Source organism: Streptomyces sp. CO7 (assembly GCF_053474865.1).
The window spans coordinates 1,584,076-1,598,656 of sequence record NZ_JBRIOU010000002.1 but is presented as its reverse complement, the minus strand read 5'-3'; the positions used below and the strand labels follow the sequence as shown (position 1 = coordinate 1,598,656).

The 14,581-nt window shown below is 69.9% G+C and carries 16 protein-coding genes and 2 pseudogenes; 13 read left to right on the top strand and 5 right to left on the bottom strand.

The annotated features are described in order from the left end of the window. Nucleotides 1–103 precede the first annotated feature (103 nt). The 3 genes from ACOV8S_RS09370 to ACOV8S_RS09360 all read left to right on the top strand — a co-directional run bounded on the left by ACOV8S_RS09370 (nt 104) and on the right by ACOV8S_RS09360 (nt 2,892). On the top strand, nt 104–1,255 hold the full coding sequence (locus ACOV8S_RS09370; protein ID WP_448317242.1) for a GH12 family glycosyl hydrolase domain-containing protein: 1,152 nt from the start codon (nt 104–106) through the stop codon (nt 1,253–1,255). Between the two features lie 199 nt (nt 1,256–1,454). Then, nucleotides 1,455–2,225 (top strand): Type 1 glutamine amidotransferase-like domain-containing protein, encoded by a 771-nt coding sequence (locus ACOV8S_RS09365; protein ID WP_448317241.1) that lies wholly within the window; start codon nt 1,455–1,457, stop codon nt 2,223–2,225. Between the two features lie 277 nt (nt 2,226–2,502). Continuing rightward, nucleotides 2,503–2,892 (top strand): VOC family protein, encoded by a 390-nt coding sequence (locus tag ACOV8S_RS09360; protein WP_448317240.1) that lies wholly within the window; start codon nt 2,503–2,505, stop codon nt 2,890–2,892. A gap of 60 nt (nt 2,893–2,952) precedes the next feature. On the opposite strand, the gene ACOV8S_RS09355 is transcribed toward ACOV8S_RS09360, so the two are convergent. After that, nucleotides 2,953–4,020, bottom strand: coding sequence for a glycoside hydrolase family 43 protein (locus tag ACOV8S_RS09355; protein ID WP_448317239.1), 1,068 nt, complete (start codon nt 4,018–4,020; stop codon nt 2,953–2,955). Between the two features lie 266 nt (nt 4,021–4,286). Here ACOV8S_RS09355 and ACOV8S_RS09350 point away from each other — a divergent pair, with 266 nt between their 5' ends. The 8 genes and pseudogenes from ACOV8S_RS09350 to ACOV8S_RS09315 all read left to right on the top strand — a co-directional run bounded on the left by ACOV8S_RS09350 (nt 4,287) and on the right by ACOV8S_RS09315 (nt 9,394). After that, a complete protein-coding gene (locus ACOV8S_RS09350; protein ID WP_448317238.1) occupies nt 4,287–4,910 on the top strand; it encodes a GNAT family N-acetyltransferase in 624 nt (207 codons plus the stop codon). A 10-nt stretch (nt 4,911–4,920) separates the two neighbouring features. Then, a complete protein-coding gene (locus tag ACOV8S_RS09345) occupies nt 4,921–5,484 on the top strand; it encodes a chloramphenicol phosphotransferase CPT family protein (protein ID WP_448317237.1) in 564 nt (187 codons plus the stop codon). Nucleotides 5,485–5,493: 9 nt separating this feature from the next. Then, a complete protein-coding gene (locus ACOV8S_RS09340; protein WP_448317236.1) occupies nt 5,494–6,513 on the top strand; it encodes a phosphotransferase family protein in 1,020 nt (339 codons plus the stop codon). 58 nt (nt 6,514–6,571) lie between these two features. Next, complete coding sequence (locus tag ACOV8S_RS09335; RefSeq protein ID WP_448317235.1) at nt 6,572–7,093, top strand: GNAT family N-acetyltransferase; 522 nt, start codon at nt 6,572–6,574, stop codon at nt 7,091–7,093. After that, nucleotides 7,090–7,854 carry a Type 1 glutamine amidotransferase-like domain-containing protein gene (locus tag ACOV8S_RS09330; RefSeq protein ID WP_448317234.1) on the top strand — a complete coding sequence of 255 codons (765 nt, stop codon included), beginning with the start codon at nt 7,090–7,092 and terminating at the stop codon, nt 7,852–7,854. Before ACOV8S_RS09335 ends, ACOV8S_RS09330 begins: the two co-directional genes overlap by 4 nt. 23 nt (nt 7,855–7,877) lie before the next feature. Next, nucleotides 7,878–8,108: pseudogene (locus tag ACOV8S_RS09325) on the top strand (IS5/IS1182 family transposase); the annotation flags it as partial. 148 nt (nt 8,109–8,256) lie between these two features. After that, nucleotides 8,257–8,664: a hypothetical protein gene (locus ACOV8S_RS09320; RefSeq protein ID WP_448317233.1), complete on the top strand. Its 408-nt coding sequence runs from the start codon at nt 8,257–8,259 to the stop codon at nt 8,662–8,664. A gap of 145 nt (nt 8,665–8,809) precedes the next feature. Then, nucleotides 8,810–9,394 (top strand): SMI1/KNR4 family protein, encoded by a 585-nt coding sequence (locus tag ACOV8S_RS09315; RefSeq protein ID WP_448317232.1) that lies wholly within the window; start codon nt 8,810–8,812, stop codon nt 9,392–9,394. 139 nt (nt 9,395–9,533) lie between these two features. Here the strand turns inward: ACOV8S_RS09315 and ACOV8S_RS09310 are convergent. Then, nucleotides 9,534–10,267 (bottom strand): annotated as a pseudogene (locus ACOV8S_RS09310) (IS5 family transposase). 905 nt (nt 10,268–11,172) lie between these two features. Here ACOV8S_RS09310 and ACOV8S_RS09305 point away from each other — a divergent pair. Beyond that, the gene (locus ACOV8S_RS09305) at nt 11,173–11,649 is read left to right on the top strand and encodes a DUF6281 family protein (protein ID WP_448317231.1); all 477 of its coding nucleotides are present in this window, start codon (nt 11,173–11,175) and stop codon (nt 11,647–11,649) included. Nucleotides 11,650–11,980: 331 nt separating this feature from the next. On the opposite strand, the gene ACOV8S_RS09300 is transcribed toward ACOV8S_RS09305, so the two are convergent. The 3 genes from ACOV8S_RS09300 to ACOV8S_RS09290 all read right to left on the bottom strand — a co-directional run bounded on the left by ACOV8S_RS09300 (nt 11,981) and on the right by ACOV8S_RS09290 (nt 13,842). Next, complete coding sequence (locus ACOV8S_RS09300) at nt 11,981–12,475, bottom strand: hypothetical protein (RefSeq protein ID WP_448317230.1); 495 nt, start codon at nt 12,473–12,475, stop codon at nt 11,981–11,983. Between the two features lie 206 nt (nt 12,476–12,681). After that, a complete protein-coding gene (locus ACOV8S_RS09295) occupies nt 12,682–13,146 on the bottom strand; it encodes a hypothetical protein (protein ID WP_448317229.1) in 465 nt (154 codons plus the stop codon). A 159-nt stretch (nt 13,147–13,305) separates the two neighbouring features. Further along, on the bottom strand, nt 13,306–13,842 hold the full coding sequence (locus ACOV8S_RS09290; RefSeq protein ID WP_448317228.1) for an N-acetyltransferase family protein: 537 nt from the start codon (nt 13,840–13,842) through the stop codon (nt 13,306–13,308). 110 nt (nt 13,843–13,952) lie between these two features. Between ACOV8S_RS09290 and ACOV8S_RS09285 the strand changes: the two genes are divergently transcribed. Next, nucleotides 13,953–14,581 (top strand): MFS transporter (locus ACOV8S_RS09285; RefSeq protein WP_448317227.1); only part of this gene is annotated, 629 nt, incomplete at its 3' end.

Here is a 14,581-nt window from a genome sequence, read left to right as displayed (position 1 = left end):
CCCACGGGCCATCCGCACCCCCCATGCAAGGAGTGATGCGCGACCGTCTTCGATTCGCCCCGAGCACCACCCCCCACCAGCTCGTTTCGATGAAGGGACCCGCATGTCCGCCCTGTTGTCCAGGCTTCGCGCCCTGCACCCCGCACTGGCCGCGTTGATCCTGACAATCGCTTCGCTGACCTCGGTCGGTCTCGCGTCAACGACGGCGCAGGCCGACACCCTGATATGCGACCAGTACGGCTCCACCACCATCCAGGGCAAGTACGTCGTACAGAACAACCGCTGGGGAACCAGTGAGCAGCAGTGCATCAACGTCACCAGCAGCGGCTTCCAGCTGACGACGGCGAACGGCTCCGTTCCCACGAACGGCGCCCCCAAGTCGTACCCGTCGATCTTCAACGGCTGTCACTACACGAACTGTTCGCCGGGCACCAACCTGCCGAAGCAGATCAGCACCATCTCCAGCGCGCCGAGCAGCATCTCGTACACCTACGTCAGCAACGCGACCTACAACGCGTCGTTCGACATCTGGCTCGACCCGTCGCCCAAGAAGGACGGCGTCAGCGCGACCGAGATCATGATCTGGCTCAACAAGGTCGGTTCCATCCAGCCGATCGGCTCGAAGACCGGCACGGCCACGGTCGCCGGCCGCACCTGGGACGTCTGGACCGGCAACAACGGCGGCAACGACGTGATCTCCTTCGTCGCGCCGTCCGCGGTGAGCAGCATGAGCTTCGACGTCATGGACTTCGTGCGGCAGACGATCTCCAAGGGCATGGCTCAGCAGTCCTGGTACATCACCAGCATCCAGGCCGGCTTCGAGCCCTGGATCAACGGTGCCGGCCTCGCGGTGAACTCCTTCTCGTCGACGGTCAACTCCGGCACCTCGACCCCGCCGCCCACCGACCCGACCACGCCGCCGCCGACCAACCCGAGCGGTTCCTGCAAGGTCACCAACACGGCCACCTCCTGGCCCGGTGGTTACACCTCCAACATCACCGTGACCAACACCGGCTCCACGGCGATCAACGGCTGGAAGGTCGGGTTCACCCTGCCCTCCGGGCAGACGGTCACCAACGCGTGGAACGCCACCGTCTCGCCGAACTCCGGCGCGGTGACGGCGACCAACACCTCGTCCAACGCGCAGATCGCGGCGGGCGCCAGCCAGTCGTTCGGCTTCCAGGGGACCTACTCCGGGTCCTTCACCAAGCCGGGCTCCTACACCCTCAACGGCACGGCCTGCACGGTCGGCTGACCTGAGGACGCTCGTCCCTCCCCGGCCGGGGCCCGCACCACGCCAGGCGTGGTGCGGGCCCCGGTTCCTCTTCGCGCCCTCGGCGCTCGGCCGGCCGGACCCGGAAATGCGTCGACCGGTGCCACCCGTCCCCTTACGCTGTGCGCCTTCCCGCTGATCAGGCGGGTCCGGCGGGTTCGACAGAAGCGGAGTGTGCGGGATGAGTAGCGGGCGGACCGGGACGCGGATCCATCTGATCGGCGGCGGCCGGGACGAGGCCTTCGTGCCGGCGCTGTACGGGCCGTTCCTTCGGGATGCCGGGGAGGGGGCCCGGGTCGGCGTTCTCCTGGTGGACGAGCGGGACGGTGACGGTCCGACCCAGTTCGAGCGGTTCGCCGGTGTGCTGCACGCGAGCGGGGCGTGTGTGCCCGTGCCGCTGCTGGTGCCGATCGGGGAGCGTTTCGACCCGGCGCTGCTGGACGGCGTCGACGCGCTGTTCGTGGGCGGCGGGCTGACCCCTGCCTACCAGGAGGCGCTGGCCGACTGCCGCAAGGCGCTGGCGGACCTGCTGCTCGAGCGCGGCATGCCGTTCGCGGGGTTCTCCGCCGGTGCGGCCGTCGCCGCCCGCGACGCGGTGGTCGGTGGCTGGCTGGGCGACGGCGTGCCGGTGTGTCCCGAGGACACCGCGGAGGACCTGGAGGAGGTCGAGGTGCGGCCCGGGCTCGGTCTCGTGCCCTTCTCCGTGGACGTTCACACCGCGCAGTGGGGCACCTTGGCGCGACTGGTGTCCGCGGTCGGGCGGGGTCTGACCGCGTCCGGCATCGCCCTGGACGAGAACACGGCGCTGCGGATCACCGCGGAGCCGGGCGCGGCGGCTCCCGTGGCGCGGGTCGACGGCGTCGGCCGCGCCCACCTGGTGCGCCGCGAGGCGGACGGGGACGGAGTCGTGGTGCGTTCCTACCGTGCGGGGGCGGTCGTCCCCGCCTGGTGAGCGCCGCAGCCCGCCCGGACGACGCCCGGGCCTCCGGGGCGTCCGGGCGTGCCCGGCGTGATATCCACCGTCATGGCCCGGTCCGAGGCGGAGTCGGCCACGGGCGACCACGTGACGTCCATGCTCGAGGCCTGCGGCGCGGGACGCACCGGTACTCCCGCTACTCCCGCCGAGATCGCCGGATCGCCGGATCTCCCGAGTGGGTGGAACCGGCCGAATCGGCCCGGAACCCGCTTCACCGGTCTTTCGGTCACGGCGAGTGGGCAACACGTACCACATGACGAAGCAACCACGGTTCACCCTGTCCGCCACCACGCTCGACGCTCCCGACGTACGTGAACTCGCGCGCTTCTACCGCGAGTTGCTCGGGTGGTCCACGCGGAGGGAGGAAAGCGACTGGATCGAGCTCGCGGCGCCCGGCGGAGGCGCCGCGCTGTCCTTCCAGACGGAGTCGCGGTTCACCCGGCCCGTGTGGCCCGCCGGCCCGTCCGACCAGCAGATGATGATGCACCTGGACATCGAGGTCGAGGACCTCCCCTCGGCCGTCGACCGCGCGCTCGCCCTGGGTGCGAAGGAGGCGGACTTCCAGCCGCAGGACGACGTGCGGGTGCTGATCGACCCCGCGGGCCATCCCTTCTGCCTGTACGTCCCCGACGGCGGGGAGTGACGCGGTTCCGACGACGTGAGGGGAGGGCCCGCTCCGTCGGGTCCTCCCCTCGCCGGCGGGTCACTCGAAGAACTTCAGGCTCCACCCGGTGTCGGTGGTGGGGCCGGGTACGTTGGCCCTGCTGTAGGCGGTGTTGCCCCACCAGCAGAAGCTGCCGGTGTACCAGTACCGGTTCTCCCAGGCGTACGGGGTGCCCTTGGGCACGGCGTGGAACATCAGGGGGAACGTCGGCCCGGCTGGCGGGCTGGTGGCGATATCCCCGTCGAGCAGGACGAAGGTGTGATGGCCGGGGCCGTTGACGTGCAGCGTCGGATCCCAGCCGGCCATCATGGTCGCCCGGTTGGACCCGAACAGGCAGCCGTTGGACTTGTACCAGTCCCAGACGTAGGTCGGGTCGCCGCCGGCCCGCAGCCGGAGGTCGGCCAGGCAGTACTGGTCGCTCCAGCTGCCGTTGGCCGAGTAGACGATGTGCAGCTGCCCGTTGGGGTCCTTGATCGCCTCGGGGCTCTCGTTGATGTACGGGTTGCCGACCACGCGCTCCCAGCTCTCGCGGGGCTGGGAGATGACGTACCGCCCGCCGGTCGGGGTGGTGGGGCTGCTCATCCGGGCGATGTAGAGGTTCTGCTCGACGTTGGTGTCGCCCGCCCAGCCCGACCAGACGAACCAGCGCTGCCCGTTGAAGGTGAACAGGGTGCCGTCGATGGCCCACTTGTCGTCGGGCAGCGCGAGCTTCGTCTCGCCGCTCCAGCCGCTGTCCGGGGAGGCCGAGCTGATCACGTACATCCGGTGGGCGGATCCGCGTCCCGCGGTGAAGTAGACGTAGTAGCGGCCGCCGTCGCGCACGATCTCGGGCGCCCACACCTCGCCGAGGTTCCGGCTGTCCGACCAGACCTGGCGGGGCGTCGCCGAGGCCAGCCCGCCGGTGGAGGACGCCTGGCGGACGGCGATGCCGGCGCCGGTCGACTGCACGGAGATGTAGGTGCCGCCGACCCGCAGGACACTCGGGTCTGCGGCGCGGAGGCTCGTCTGGCCCGCATCGGCGGGCCCGGCCGACGTCAGGGACAGGGTCAGGGCCAGGAGCAGGGCCAGCGCGAGGGCGGCCGCTCCGGACGTGCGGTGAAGTCTCATACCGTCTCTTTCCGGTGGGGGCGGGTGGCGAGCAGCGGTCCCGCGCATACCTACCCACCCGAAGGGCGTGCTCATGTCATCTCTCGCGCGGGCTCCGCGGTGCCGTGGCGACGGAGCCGCCACCGAGCCGCGACCGGGCCGAGCCTGACAACGGCACCGCGACTCCGCGCGACGTCACCGACCGGCCGCGGCCGGGGACGCATCGCCGCCGCTAGGACCGGCCGTGGTCCGCGACGCACCGCGGTGCACGTGGGTATCGTCGCGTCATGCCTGAACTCATCGCGCCCACCGCGGACTTGCACGCCGCCTGGCTCCAGGCGCATCGCGAGTGGGGTCCGGGTCCCCACGAGGACGGTTTCGGCCTGGAGCCGACCGACGAGGTGGAGTCGCCGGCCGGCTTCGCGGCGTGGCTGGCGCGGATGGCCGAGGAGTCCTTCCCGGCCACCGGGCCCGGTGGGACGGTGCGGACGGTCTGCGTGTACCGGTGGATCGTCGAGGGCGGACAGGTGCTCGGCGGCATCGCGCTGCGGCTGGGTCACGACGACCACATCCTGCAGTTCGGTCACATCGGGTACGGCATCCGGCCGTCCTCACGCCGTCGCGGACTGGCCGGCTGGGCGCTGGGCCGGATGCTCGGCGAGGCGTGGAAGCTGGGGATGGAGCGCGTCCTGCTGGTCTGCGAACGGGACAACCTGGCCTCGGCGAGGACGATCGAGCGCATCGGCGGCGTCTTCGAGGGGATACGGGAGACCGAGGACGGTCCGGTGAGGCGCTACTGGTTCCGGCTCCCGCCCCCGGTGCTGCCACCCACCGCGCCGCCACCCACGGCGCTGCCGGATGCAGCGCTGCCGGACGCCGGTGGCCGCACGCCTCGGAGCGACGCCGTGTGATCATGTCCGTATGGGACCCGGGCGCATCATCTTCCTCAACGGCACGTCCAGTTCGGGCAAGTCGAGCATCGCCCGCGAGCTCCTGACCGTCCTCGACGACAGGGTGTTCTTCCACCTGGCGGTCGACAGCTTCAACGCCATGCGGACCAAGCGGGAGCTGGGGCAGGCGGAGCTCGACGCCGCGCTGCGGAGGACCCGGATGGGGTTCCACCGCTCGATCGCGGCCATGGCGGAGGTGGGCAACGACGTGGTCGTCGACCACGTGCTCAGCGAGCCGTGGCGGCTGGTGGACTGTCTGACCGTGCTGCGGCCGGAGAGCGTGCTCTTCGTCGGCGTCCGGTGCTCGCGGGACGAGCTGCTCCGCCGCGAACGGGCGCGCGGGGACCGCCCCTCGGGGTTGGCCGCCCACCAGTACGATCTCGTGCACAGCCACGGGGACTACGACCTGGAGTGCGACACCACCCGCACGAGCGCGCGCGAATGCGCCCTGCAGATCAAGGACTTTCTCCCGAGGCGCCCGACGCCCACCGCCTTCAGCCGTCTTCGCACCCGCTGCCTGTCCCATGATCGCTAAGGTGTGGCCATGACAAACGGCAGCGGAGCGGCGGGATCCGGGGCGGACGGCGCGCCGGCGACGGCCGACGGCGCGGATCCCGCAGACCCGGGGTGGGCCCGAACCCGAGCCTGGGTGGAGCACCAACTCCCCGGCGGTCACCGGATCCGCGCGGCCACGCGACTGCGCGGCGGGTGGACTGCGCGGATGCGCCGCCTCGAGATCGACAAAGACGGCGGCGCCTACTCGCTGGTCCTCCGGTCCTTCGTCAAGCCGTTCTTCGTGAAGCACGCTCCCGGGCTGCTCACCCGGGAGGCCGAGGTCCTGCGCCTGCTCGCCGGCACCGGTGTCCCCGCGGCCCGCCTCGTCGCGGTCGACGCGACCGCCGAGCACTGCGACCACCCCTCGTTGCTGATGTCGCTGCTGCCGGGGAGCCTCAGGTTCGACGACGAGGCGGCGGGCGTCGCGCGCCGGAGCGAGCTCCTCGCCCGGCAGTTGACCGCCGTCCACGGCGTGCGCGTCACCGAGGCGACCCGTCCCCGCGACTACCAGGCGTGGACCGACCCGAAGTCCGTGCGGCTCCCCGAGAACCCGGGGTCGCCGGAGGTGTGGCGGCGGGCCGTCGAGGTGATCCGCCGGCCGGCCCCCGACCACCGGCCCTGCTTCCTTCACCGGGACTTCCATCCCGGCAACGTGCTGTACGCGGGCGAGGGCGACCGGTTGCGGATCAGCGGGGTCGTGGACTGGGTCGAGACCTCCTGGGGTCCGGCGGACCTCGACGTGGCCCACTGCTCCACCGCCCTCGCCCTGCTGCACGGGGTGGAGGCCGGTATGGCGCTGGAGGACCGGTACGTCGCGGCCGGCGGGGTGCTCGCGGAGAGCCCCGCGGATCACCTGTACTGGCGGGTCCTGGACGCGCTGGCGTTCGCGCCGGACGCGGAGAAGGTCGCCGTACCCTGGCGGGAGCTCGGGCGCGAGGACCTGACGCCGGCCGTTCTCACGCAGCGGTTGGAGCGGTATCTGGAGGCCCTGACGGAGCGGTACGGATGAGGCGGCCGGGACGCGGCTCCGCGCCGTGCCGACGGACGACCCAGGACGGAGGCGAGCGGTGACCTTCACGGCCGAGACCATCGCGACGGAGCGGCTGGAGCTGCTGCCCCTTCGCGTCGAGCACGCGGAGGAGATGGCCGCCGTACTGGGCGATCCCGCGCTGCACGCGTTCATCGGCGGCGAGCCGGAGACCCCGCAGGGACTGCGCTCGCGCTACCGGCGCCTGGTCGCGGGCTCCTCCGACCCGGCCGTCGGCTGGCTGAACTGGGTGATCCGGCTCCGTGCCGCCTCGTGCCTGACGGGCACGGTTCAGGCCACCGTCCACTTCGACGGCCCCGACACCGTCGCCGAGGTCGCCTGGGTGGTCGGGACCCCGTGGCAGGGCCGGGGCATCGCCGGCGAGGCGGCCCGCGCCCTCGTCGACCGGCTCGGACAGCAGGGTGTGCGGACCGTGGTGGCGCACATCCACCCGGCCCACACCGCGTCCGCCGCCGTCGCCACCGCCGCGGGGCTCGAGGCCACTGACGAATGGCACGACGGTGAGATCCGCTGGGTGAAGACTTTGCCGCGGCGACGATGACTGCACGAGGCGATTCCACGGCGGCGGCTGTGGGTGCTCCGACTCGGCGTGTGGCACTGCTCGGCGGGGGCTTCTCCACGGACGCGGACGGACTGCTGGACGACTGGGTGCTGGAACGGGCGGGAAAGCCGCGCCCCAAGGTGTGCTTCGTCCCCACGGCCGGCGGGGACGCCCTCGCATACATCGACCGGTTCCTCGACGCCTTCTCAGGGCGGGACTGCGAGGCTTCCGTCTTGCCCCTGTTCCGCCGGGAGCTGGACGACGAAGGGCTGCGGAGTTTCCTGCTCGGTCAGGACGTCGTCCACGTCGGGGGCGGCAACACCGCGAACCTGCTGGCGGTGTGGCGCGTCCACGGGGTCGACCGGCTGATGCGTGAGGCCTACGACCTGGGGACCCTGCTCTGCGGCATCAGCGCGGGCGCCAACTGCTGGGCGGAGGGGTCCCACACGGACTCCTTCGGCCCGCTCACCTTCCTGCCGGACGGGCTGGGCATCCTGCCGGGCTCGGTGTGCCCCCACTACGACGGCGAACCGGGGCGCCGCGCCTCCTACCTGGAAGCGGTGGCCACGGGCAGGCTGCCCGCCGGCTGGGCCGTCGAGGACGGCGTGGGCGCCCTCTTCACGGACGGCCGTCTGGAGGAGGCGGTCACCCGCCTGCCACAGGCGCGCCTCCTGCGCGTCGAGGCGGACGAGGCGCAGTGGGTGGAGGAGCGGGCGCAGGCGTGCCGACTGCTGGTCGGTGCGGGCGCGGACAGCGCCTAGCGCTGCCCCGGGAGGCTCCGGACGCGCCGGCGCCACCCCTTGCCGACGCCCTACGGCCCGGGACGGCCAAGAGGTTCGTCATCCTGGACAGCACGCTGCTTCTATCGATCGCATGGCAGCCGACCGCCCCTGCTACTCCGGCAAGCACGCGCCGTGGCACGAACGTTGCGGTCATCGCCAGTTCCTTCGGACGCCTGCTCCGGTCCTCACCTGCACTGCCGGGCGCTGTCCACGACTGCCACGGCCGGCTTCATGACGATTGTTCACGCACTTTTCTGGCCTTGCTTCCACTGGCTGTGATCTGGGCTGTTGCATCTCGGCCCGGTCATCGTCCTGGCCCCGGTGCTCTCACCTGTTGAGTGAGGCATCCATCCGGCATGGAACAGCTGACAGGCTGTGCCCATGGACATGGAGGCGCTCAGCGCCGATGACTACGAGTCGGTGCATCGGGCCAGCCGAGGTCTGGCGGCGCGGTTCGGGATGGTGACGCTCAACGCCATGATGGAGGCTTGGGAGTCGTTGGTGCAGGATGTCGAAGAAGGCTTCGACATCGAACATGCCTGGGAGTACGCGGACATGCTTCGTTGCCGCAGGTGGCTGGCGGAGGCATGGCCCGTGTTCACCGACAGCATTCGGGCCGTGCGGCAGGCGGAGCTCGACGCGCTGGATGCCCGCTTCCAACTGGCTACCGTGCCGCTGCGCGGCCAGGGTGACGATGCGCGGTGGCACTCGCGGCGACCGCGTCTGATCGTTGGCGACACGTTGCGGGAACTGCCCGGATCCTGGGGTCCTGTCACACGTGTGAGCTGATGTTCAACCGCCGGTCATATCACCTAAGTGAGCGTTTGGTTCGCTGTTGTCCGTTTGGGTCGGAGCTGGCTGGCAGCCAACCGCCCTCGCTCGCCAGCACGCCCAACGCACGGCTTCTCCAGCTCCCCCGCTACAGTTCCGGCTCGTGACCGAGCCCACCCGCCGAACTGCTGCGGACGACGACGCGCTTCTGGAGAGGCTGCACGCACTTGCATGGGGTGCGGAAGGCGCGATCCCTTCCCGCGGAGGTCTCCCGGACAAGCCCTTCCCACCCGTCACGATGGCCGAGGTCGAGCACGTGGAGCAGAGGCTCGGGTATCGGCTGCCCGAGTTGCTTCGGCGCATATACACCGAGATCGGGGACGGAGGATTCGGGCCGGATGGCGGCCTCGCATCACTGATACCGCGCAGCATTCCGCACTGGCACGTCCAGGACTGGCCCTGCGCAACCGCCGTGCACGACCAGCGGCCAGGATGGGGGCCACCGGCCTCGTGGTTCTTCCTGACGGGTGGCGGCTGCACCATGGAGTGGTATGTCTCCCTGATAGCGATCGACAATCCGGTGCTTCTCTGGGACTCCGACGGCTGGGTACCGGAATGGGGCCAGAACCCTCACGATGGCCTGTGCTACGCGGCACCGTCTCTGCGCCGATGGCTGTGGACCTGGGCGGATGGAGGGGACGTTTGGGACGAGGCACTGGTGCAGATCAAGAAGGACGCCAGCAACTGAACGTGACGCACACGGTGTTCCCCTTGGGCAGGGGAAACGCAGAGTAGGTCTGCACGGAGCACCATCCCCACAGGTCGAATCACTTTGTGTCCCTGAGGCCACAGCCCTTTCGGGAGGCAGAGATCAATCGCACAAGACGTTAGGTGCCGCGCCAGTCGGGGGTGGTTTCCTGGGTGAGTCTGCGGCTCATGAGGTCGATGGCGGCGATGTGGATCATGGCGGCTGATCGGTGTGGGTGGGTTTCGTAGTCGCGGGCGAGGCGGCGGTGGTGCATGAGCCAGCCGAGGGTGCGTTCTTCGACGACGGCGTTCTTGTAGCCGGTGTCGGCCCAGGCTTTGGTGACGCCGGGGTGGTGGGCGGAGATCTGGTCCAGGAGGTGGGCGCCGGCGGTGGAGTCGTGCACGGCTGCGGAGGTGACCAGGACGGCGAGGAGGAGGCCGAGGGTGTCGGTGACGAGGTGTCGTTTGCGTCCGGCGATCTTCTTGGCGGCGTCGTAGCCCTGGTCGGTGAGGTGGACGTTGGCGGAGGTCTTGACCGACTGTGAGCCCAGGAGGCAGGCGCTGGGGCGGGCTCGCGTCCTTCGCGTTCGCGGACGAGCCGGCGCAGGAGGCCGGTGAGCTGGTCGAAGATGCCGTCGGCTTCCCATTTGGCGAAGTAGCCGTAGACGGTCTGGTGGGGCGGGAAGTCGTGGGGGAGGTAGCGCCAGGGGATGCCGGTGCGGTCGACGTAGAGGATGGCGTCCATGAGGTCGCGCAGGTCGTGGGTGGGACGGCGGATGCCGGCTCGGGCGTTCCGCCAGGCTTGGAGGGTGGGGCGGATGAGTTCCCATCGGGCGTCGGACAGGTCGCTGGGGCAGCGTCGCCGGGGCTGCATACTGCCGGAGTACGGGACCGCGTCCCGGGCGGGGAGAGCGTGCGGGCCGCCGGTGGAAGCTTCGGGACAGGCCGGGGCACTGCTAAACGAGACGATGCATTGTTGGGCGAAAGCACGCGCCGCTCAGGCGCCCGTCCGGGCCATTACTGGCTCATCGCGGCATACAGGCGTGGTGCGATGCCCGTATCACGGGCACAATCCAACGCGAACCACCGTATTAGCGAACCAAACGCTCACTAAAAGAGTCTCTTGAACCGGGAAGATCGGGCTCTTCCAGGGTCCTGTCCGCCCCAATGAGTGTCCGTATCGGGACCGCCCGCAAGAGTGGCCTGGATAATCACCGCTGTTGCGGTCGCTGTTTTTCCAACTGCCGAGCGGCACGTCGTGGCTCCAGCACTCCCAGAACCTCGACAAGAATCCGCACCGTACTGGACACGATGGTGGCAGCGGCCGATGGTCCGTACTCCCCAAGGCCGACGAAGAACCACGGGACGGCGAGCACTCCCCAAACTCCGGCAGTCACGGCTCCTGCCGTCCGGCGGGACGGGAAGAGTAGCCACGGTACGAAGGGGGAGATGCAGGCGCCTCCGATGAACAGGACGGCCCCCAGCCACATCACCTGCCTCCTTCACGCGCGGTCCCCGGGCGCTCCACCGGGGACCGCACAGGGAATCTGCCGGCTGGATTCGGCGAACGGCAGTCTGCCGGGGGCCAAAGCCCGACAGCTGGGCGCCCGTCCAAGGGCGCCAGCCTCCCGAGGGAGCTGTCGACGCGCTGTTGAGCGTCTCCGGCCGAGGATCGTTCCGCAACTTTCAGCATGCCGTAGGAGACGCCCGAACCTTTCGCGGCCCTGTGGCGTCGAAGTTCGGCAGGCCGCAGGTAGCGGTAGCTGAGGGAGGACATTCGTGACGGGCAAGCAGACGGTCGGTTGGACGACGCGCAGAAGCATAACGGGGTCCACAAGTGTGCGCGCGGCGATTGCGGCGGCGGCCCTGATCATGTCCACGTCCTGCGCTGGGGCGGGCATCACGCAAAGTGGTGCAGACGGTTCCTGCGCGGCTCTGCTCGTGTATGGAGGCCACACCTATCTCGGCCACGCGCTCCATCCTGATGACGAAGGCGACAGCGAGGACGTCAGAGCGGGCAAACGGCTGGGCACGGGCACCAGCCCCGGGTGCGACGACACCCCCAACGACGATGAGCAGAGATCGACTTCGGAGCCGGTAAACGTGTACGCGATTGAAGGTGTGGACCCCGTCGACGCCGTGACCGTGGACCATCCGGCCGGCGGCACCCTGTACATCGAGCAGACCTCGAGGAAGACCCTGCCGGAGCTGAGGAAACTGATCAAGGCCGAGGAAGTGGACCCGGCCACCAAGTGACGCGGACCCGCGGGAACGGCGTTCTCCGCCGAGAGAGCTCGTGCCACGATCATGAGTTGGCTTTCTTGAGGCGTCTCCAGCAGCAGATGAGGCTGCAGGCGAGGGAGATGAAAGCGTCGTGGAGATCGGTGCGGCGCCCGTCCAGTTGGGTTCACCAGTAGCGGGGAGCCGTGTCCATGCCCAGTTCGGGAGGTGGCAGCGGAACTGCACCTGGTGCGCCTCGCCCAACCCCAGTGCATCGTGTAGTCGTGATGCGATACGACATGTTGGCGGCCCGCTATGAGGCAACCGTCCTCATGAGGCCCGCAACAGATGGCTGTGAGCAGGTCGTTCAAGACTCATAAGGCCCGCCGCGGAAGTACATACTCCGGCGCGCTCGGGGACGGTCACCGCGCTCCTGGGCGGCATCGGCGCGGTCGCCGGGCGCCGTCCGTTCGGCCAGTGTCCGCAGCGTCTCCAAGCCGGCCAGCACCTCTGCGCGATTGTCCGACGCCTTCATCCAGGCCGGCAGTCGAGCGAACATCGACATCGTCGGCCGCGCTCCACCACGCTCACGCAATCGCGCCCGGACGTAGGAGGACAGCTCGTCAACGTGCTCCTCGTTGTAGGCCCACAAGATGTGACCGGCGCATCGGGTCTGCAGCCATAGCGGCCGCCGGAAGAACGGATCCTCGCTGCCGCCCAGCACCGCGCCGACCAGCCCAGGCCCCTGTGCCTCGGGTTTCCATTCGGCGACTGCACCGCACCCTCCGCAGACCAGGCGACGCGGCTGGACAAGGAGCTCACTGAAGTATCTGGGATCAGGAAAGCCAAGTTGGGGGATCACGAGAGCTCGCCCTCCGCATCGCGGACAGACCACAAACATGCGACCCGCGAACCGAGCCAACCAGCCTCCTGCGTCATAGTGACGAGCGAGAACACCGCGCGGCTCGGGATCCATGCCGGACAGCATCGCAGGTGTGCGGTGCTGTCAGTTGCGCCGGATGCTCACGCAAGCCCCACAGACCGCTACCAGCGCTGCAGATACAGGGTCTATGCCATGGCTCGCAGCCACCGCACGATCTTCGAGAGTCCACGCAACCGCTGATCATCTCGAGGTGGTCGCATCTGTCGGACGCCGCACCGGGTCACTACGTGTTCGGGCCCGGCAGGCGGGCGAACGGGCGGCATCATGGACATGATATTACGAAAGGCCTGGTCGGAAACGTCCGGCGTGGGCGGCATCACGTCGCTGAGTAGGAGCACTTCGGAGCCGTCCTCGCCGCGTAGGTCGGGATGAAGGCCATTGCTGTAGAAGGTGATGCCCTCGGGGTGATGCTGTATCTCGAGGACACTACGGACGCCGCCGAATTCGACGACCACGCTCGTGCCGGCCGGAACGGTGTGCTCTGTCGCCCAGGGCTCGAAGCAGAGCCAGACGTCCCGCTTCTCAGCCCGGACGGTCAGGCGCGAGATCGTGCCGAGGCGCGCGGCAGGCTGCGGCTGATCGCTACTCATTCGTTCCCCTCAGCATGACCGAAGCCCCCCAGCACAGGCTGGTCAGCAACGGTAGTCGATGGCCTGGGCGCCTACGCCGGCGTGCAGCGTCCTGGAGTCACCACCGGCGGCGGCCATCCGCCGCCTCGCCGACGTGGATCACGAAACCACACTGGCGTACTAGTCATCACCTGTTCCGCCGGGCAGGCCCGAGGCCCGCAGGTTCTTCGACAGGTACATCGTGGCCACCTCGTAGCCGCTGCTCCGGTACAGGGCTATCGCTCCGGTGTTGTCCCCGACGACGTTCAGGTTGAGGGAGTTGCGACCTTCGGCGGCGACGAGGTTCTCCGCGGCGGCGAGGAGGGCGGAGCCGTAGCCGTGCCGGCGGTACTGCGGGAAGACGTTGATGTCGTAGAGCCAGGCCGAGTCGGCGGTACCGGCGGCCTGGCGCGGGTCCGGGCCGATCCAGGCGTTGCCGACGACCTCGCCCGAGCCGTTCTCGGCGACCACGAGGTGATGGCCGGGCGTGTCGAGCCCGTCGGGCAGGAACTGCTCGGTTCCCTGACGCGCGCGTTCCCTCGCCAGGTCGTCGGGCATGAACTTGCCGAGTGCGCGGGCCGTTTCGGCCTCACGGTGCTCGGTCGCCGCGTCGTACTCCTCCGGCGTCATCTTGCGCAAGGTCACCTTCTGCGGGTCCATGCCGTCATGATCGGCCATCGGGGAGGACGGTGGCACCCGTTCACGCGGGGTGAGCGGAAATCCGTTGTCGCCGCGCCGCGTCGCGGGGCTACCGTTCGCACGCCCGGCGACCCCGTGAGGAGAAACTCGTGGCCTCCCCTCCCCCACCCGCGCCCCGCACGACCGCGCTGTGGCGGGACGCGGACTTCCGGCGGCTCTGGTGGGGGCAGAGCGCCTCGCAGCTGGGCGAGCACACCGCCCTGGTGGTCCTGCCGCTCCTCGCCGTCCTGACGCTCGACGTCGACGCGGGCCGGCTGGGAGTCCTGCGCGCGGTGGGGCAGGCTCCGGTGCTGTTGCTCTCGCTGCTGGTCGGCGCCTGGGTGGACAGGTGGAGGACCCTCACGGTCCTGGTGGTGGCGGACGCCGGCCGGGCGGTGGTGCTCGGCGCGGCGGCCGTGGCCTGCGCGTTAGGCCTCCTCGGCCTGCCTGCCCTCCTCGTGGCCGCGTTCGCCGTCGGGGCGCTGTCCGTGTTCTTCGACGTGGCGTACCAGGCGTCCTTGGTACGGCTGGTGGCGCGTGATCAGTTGCTGCGGGGCAACAGCGCCCTGGAGGGCAGCAGGTCCGCCGCGCAGATCGGCGGGCCCGCTCTCGGCGGCGCGCTGGTCTCCCTGTTCTCGGCGGCGGTCGGCGTCGCGGCGGGAGCGGCGTTCTTCGTGCTGTCGTTCCTCTCCGTCCGGCGGATCCGCCGGCATGAACCGGTCCCCGGGCGTGCGGGAGG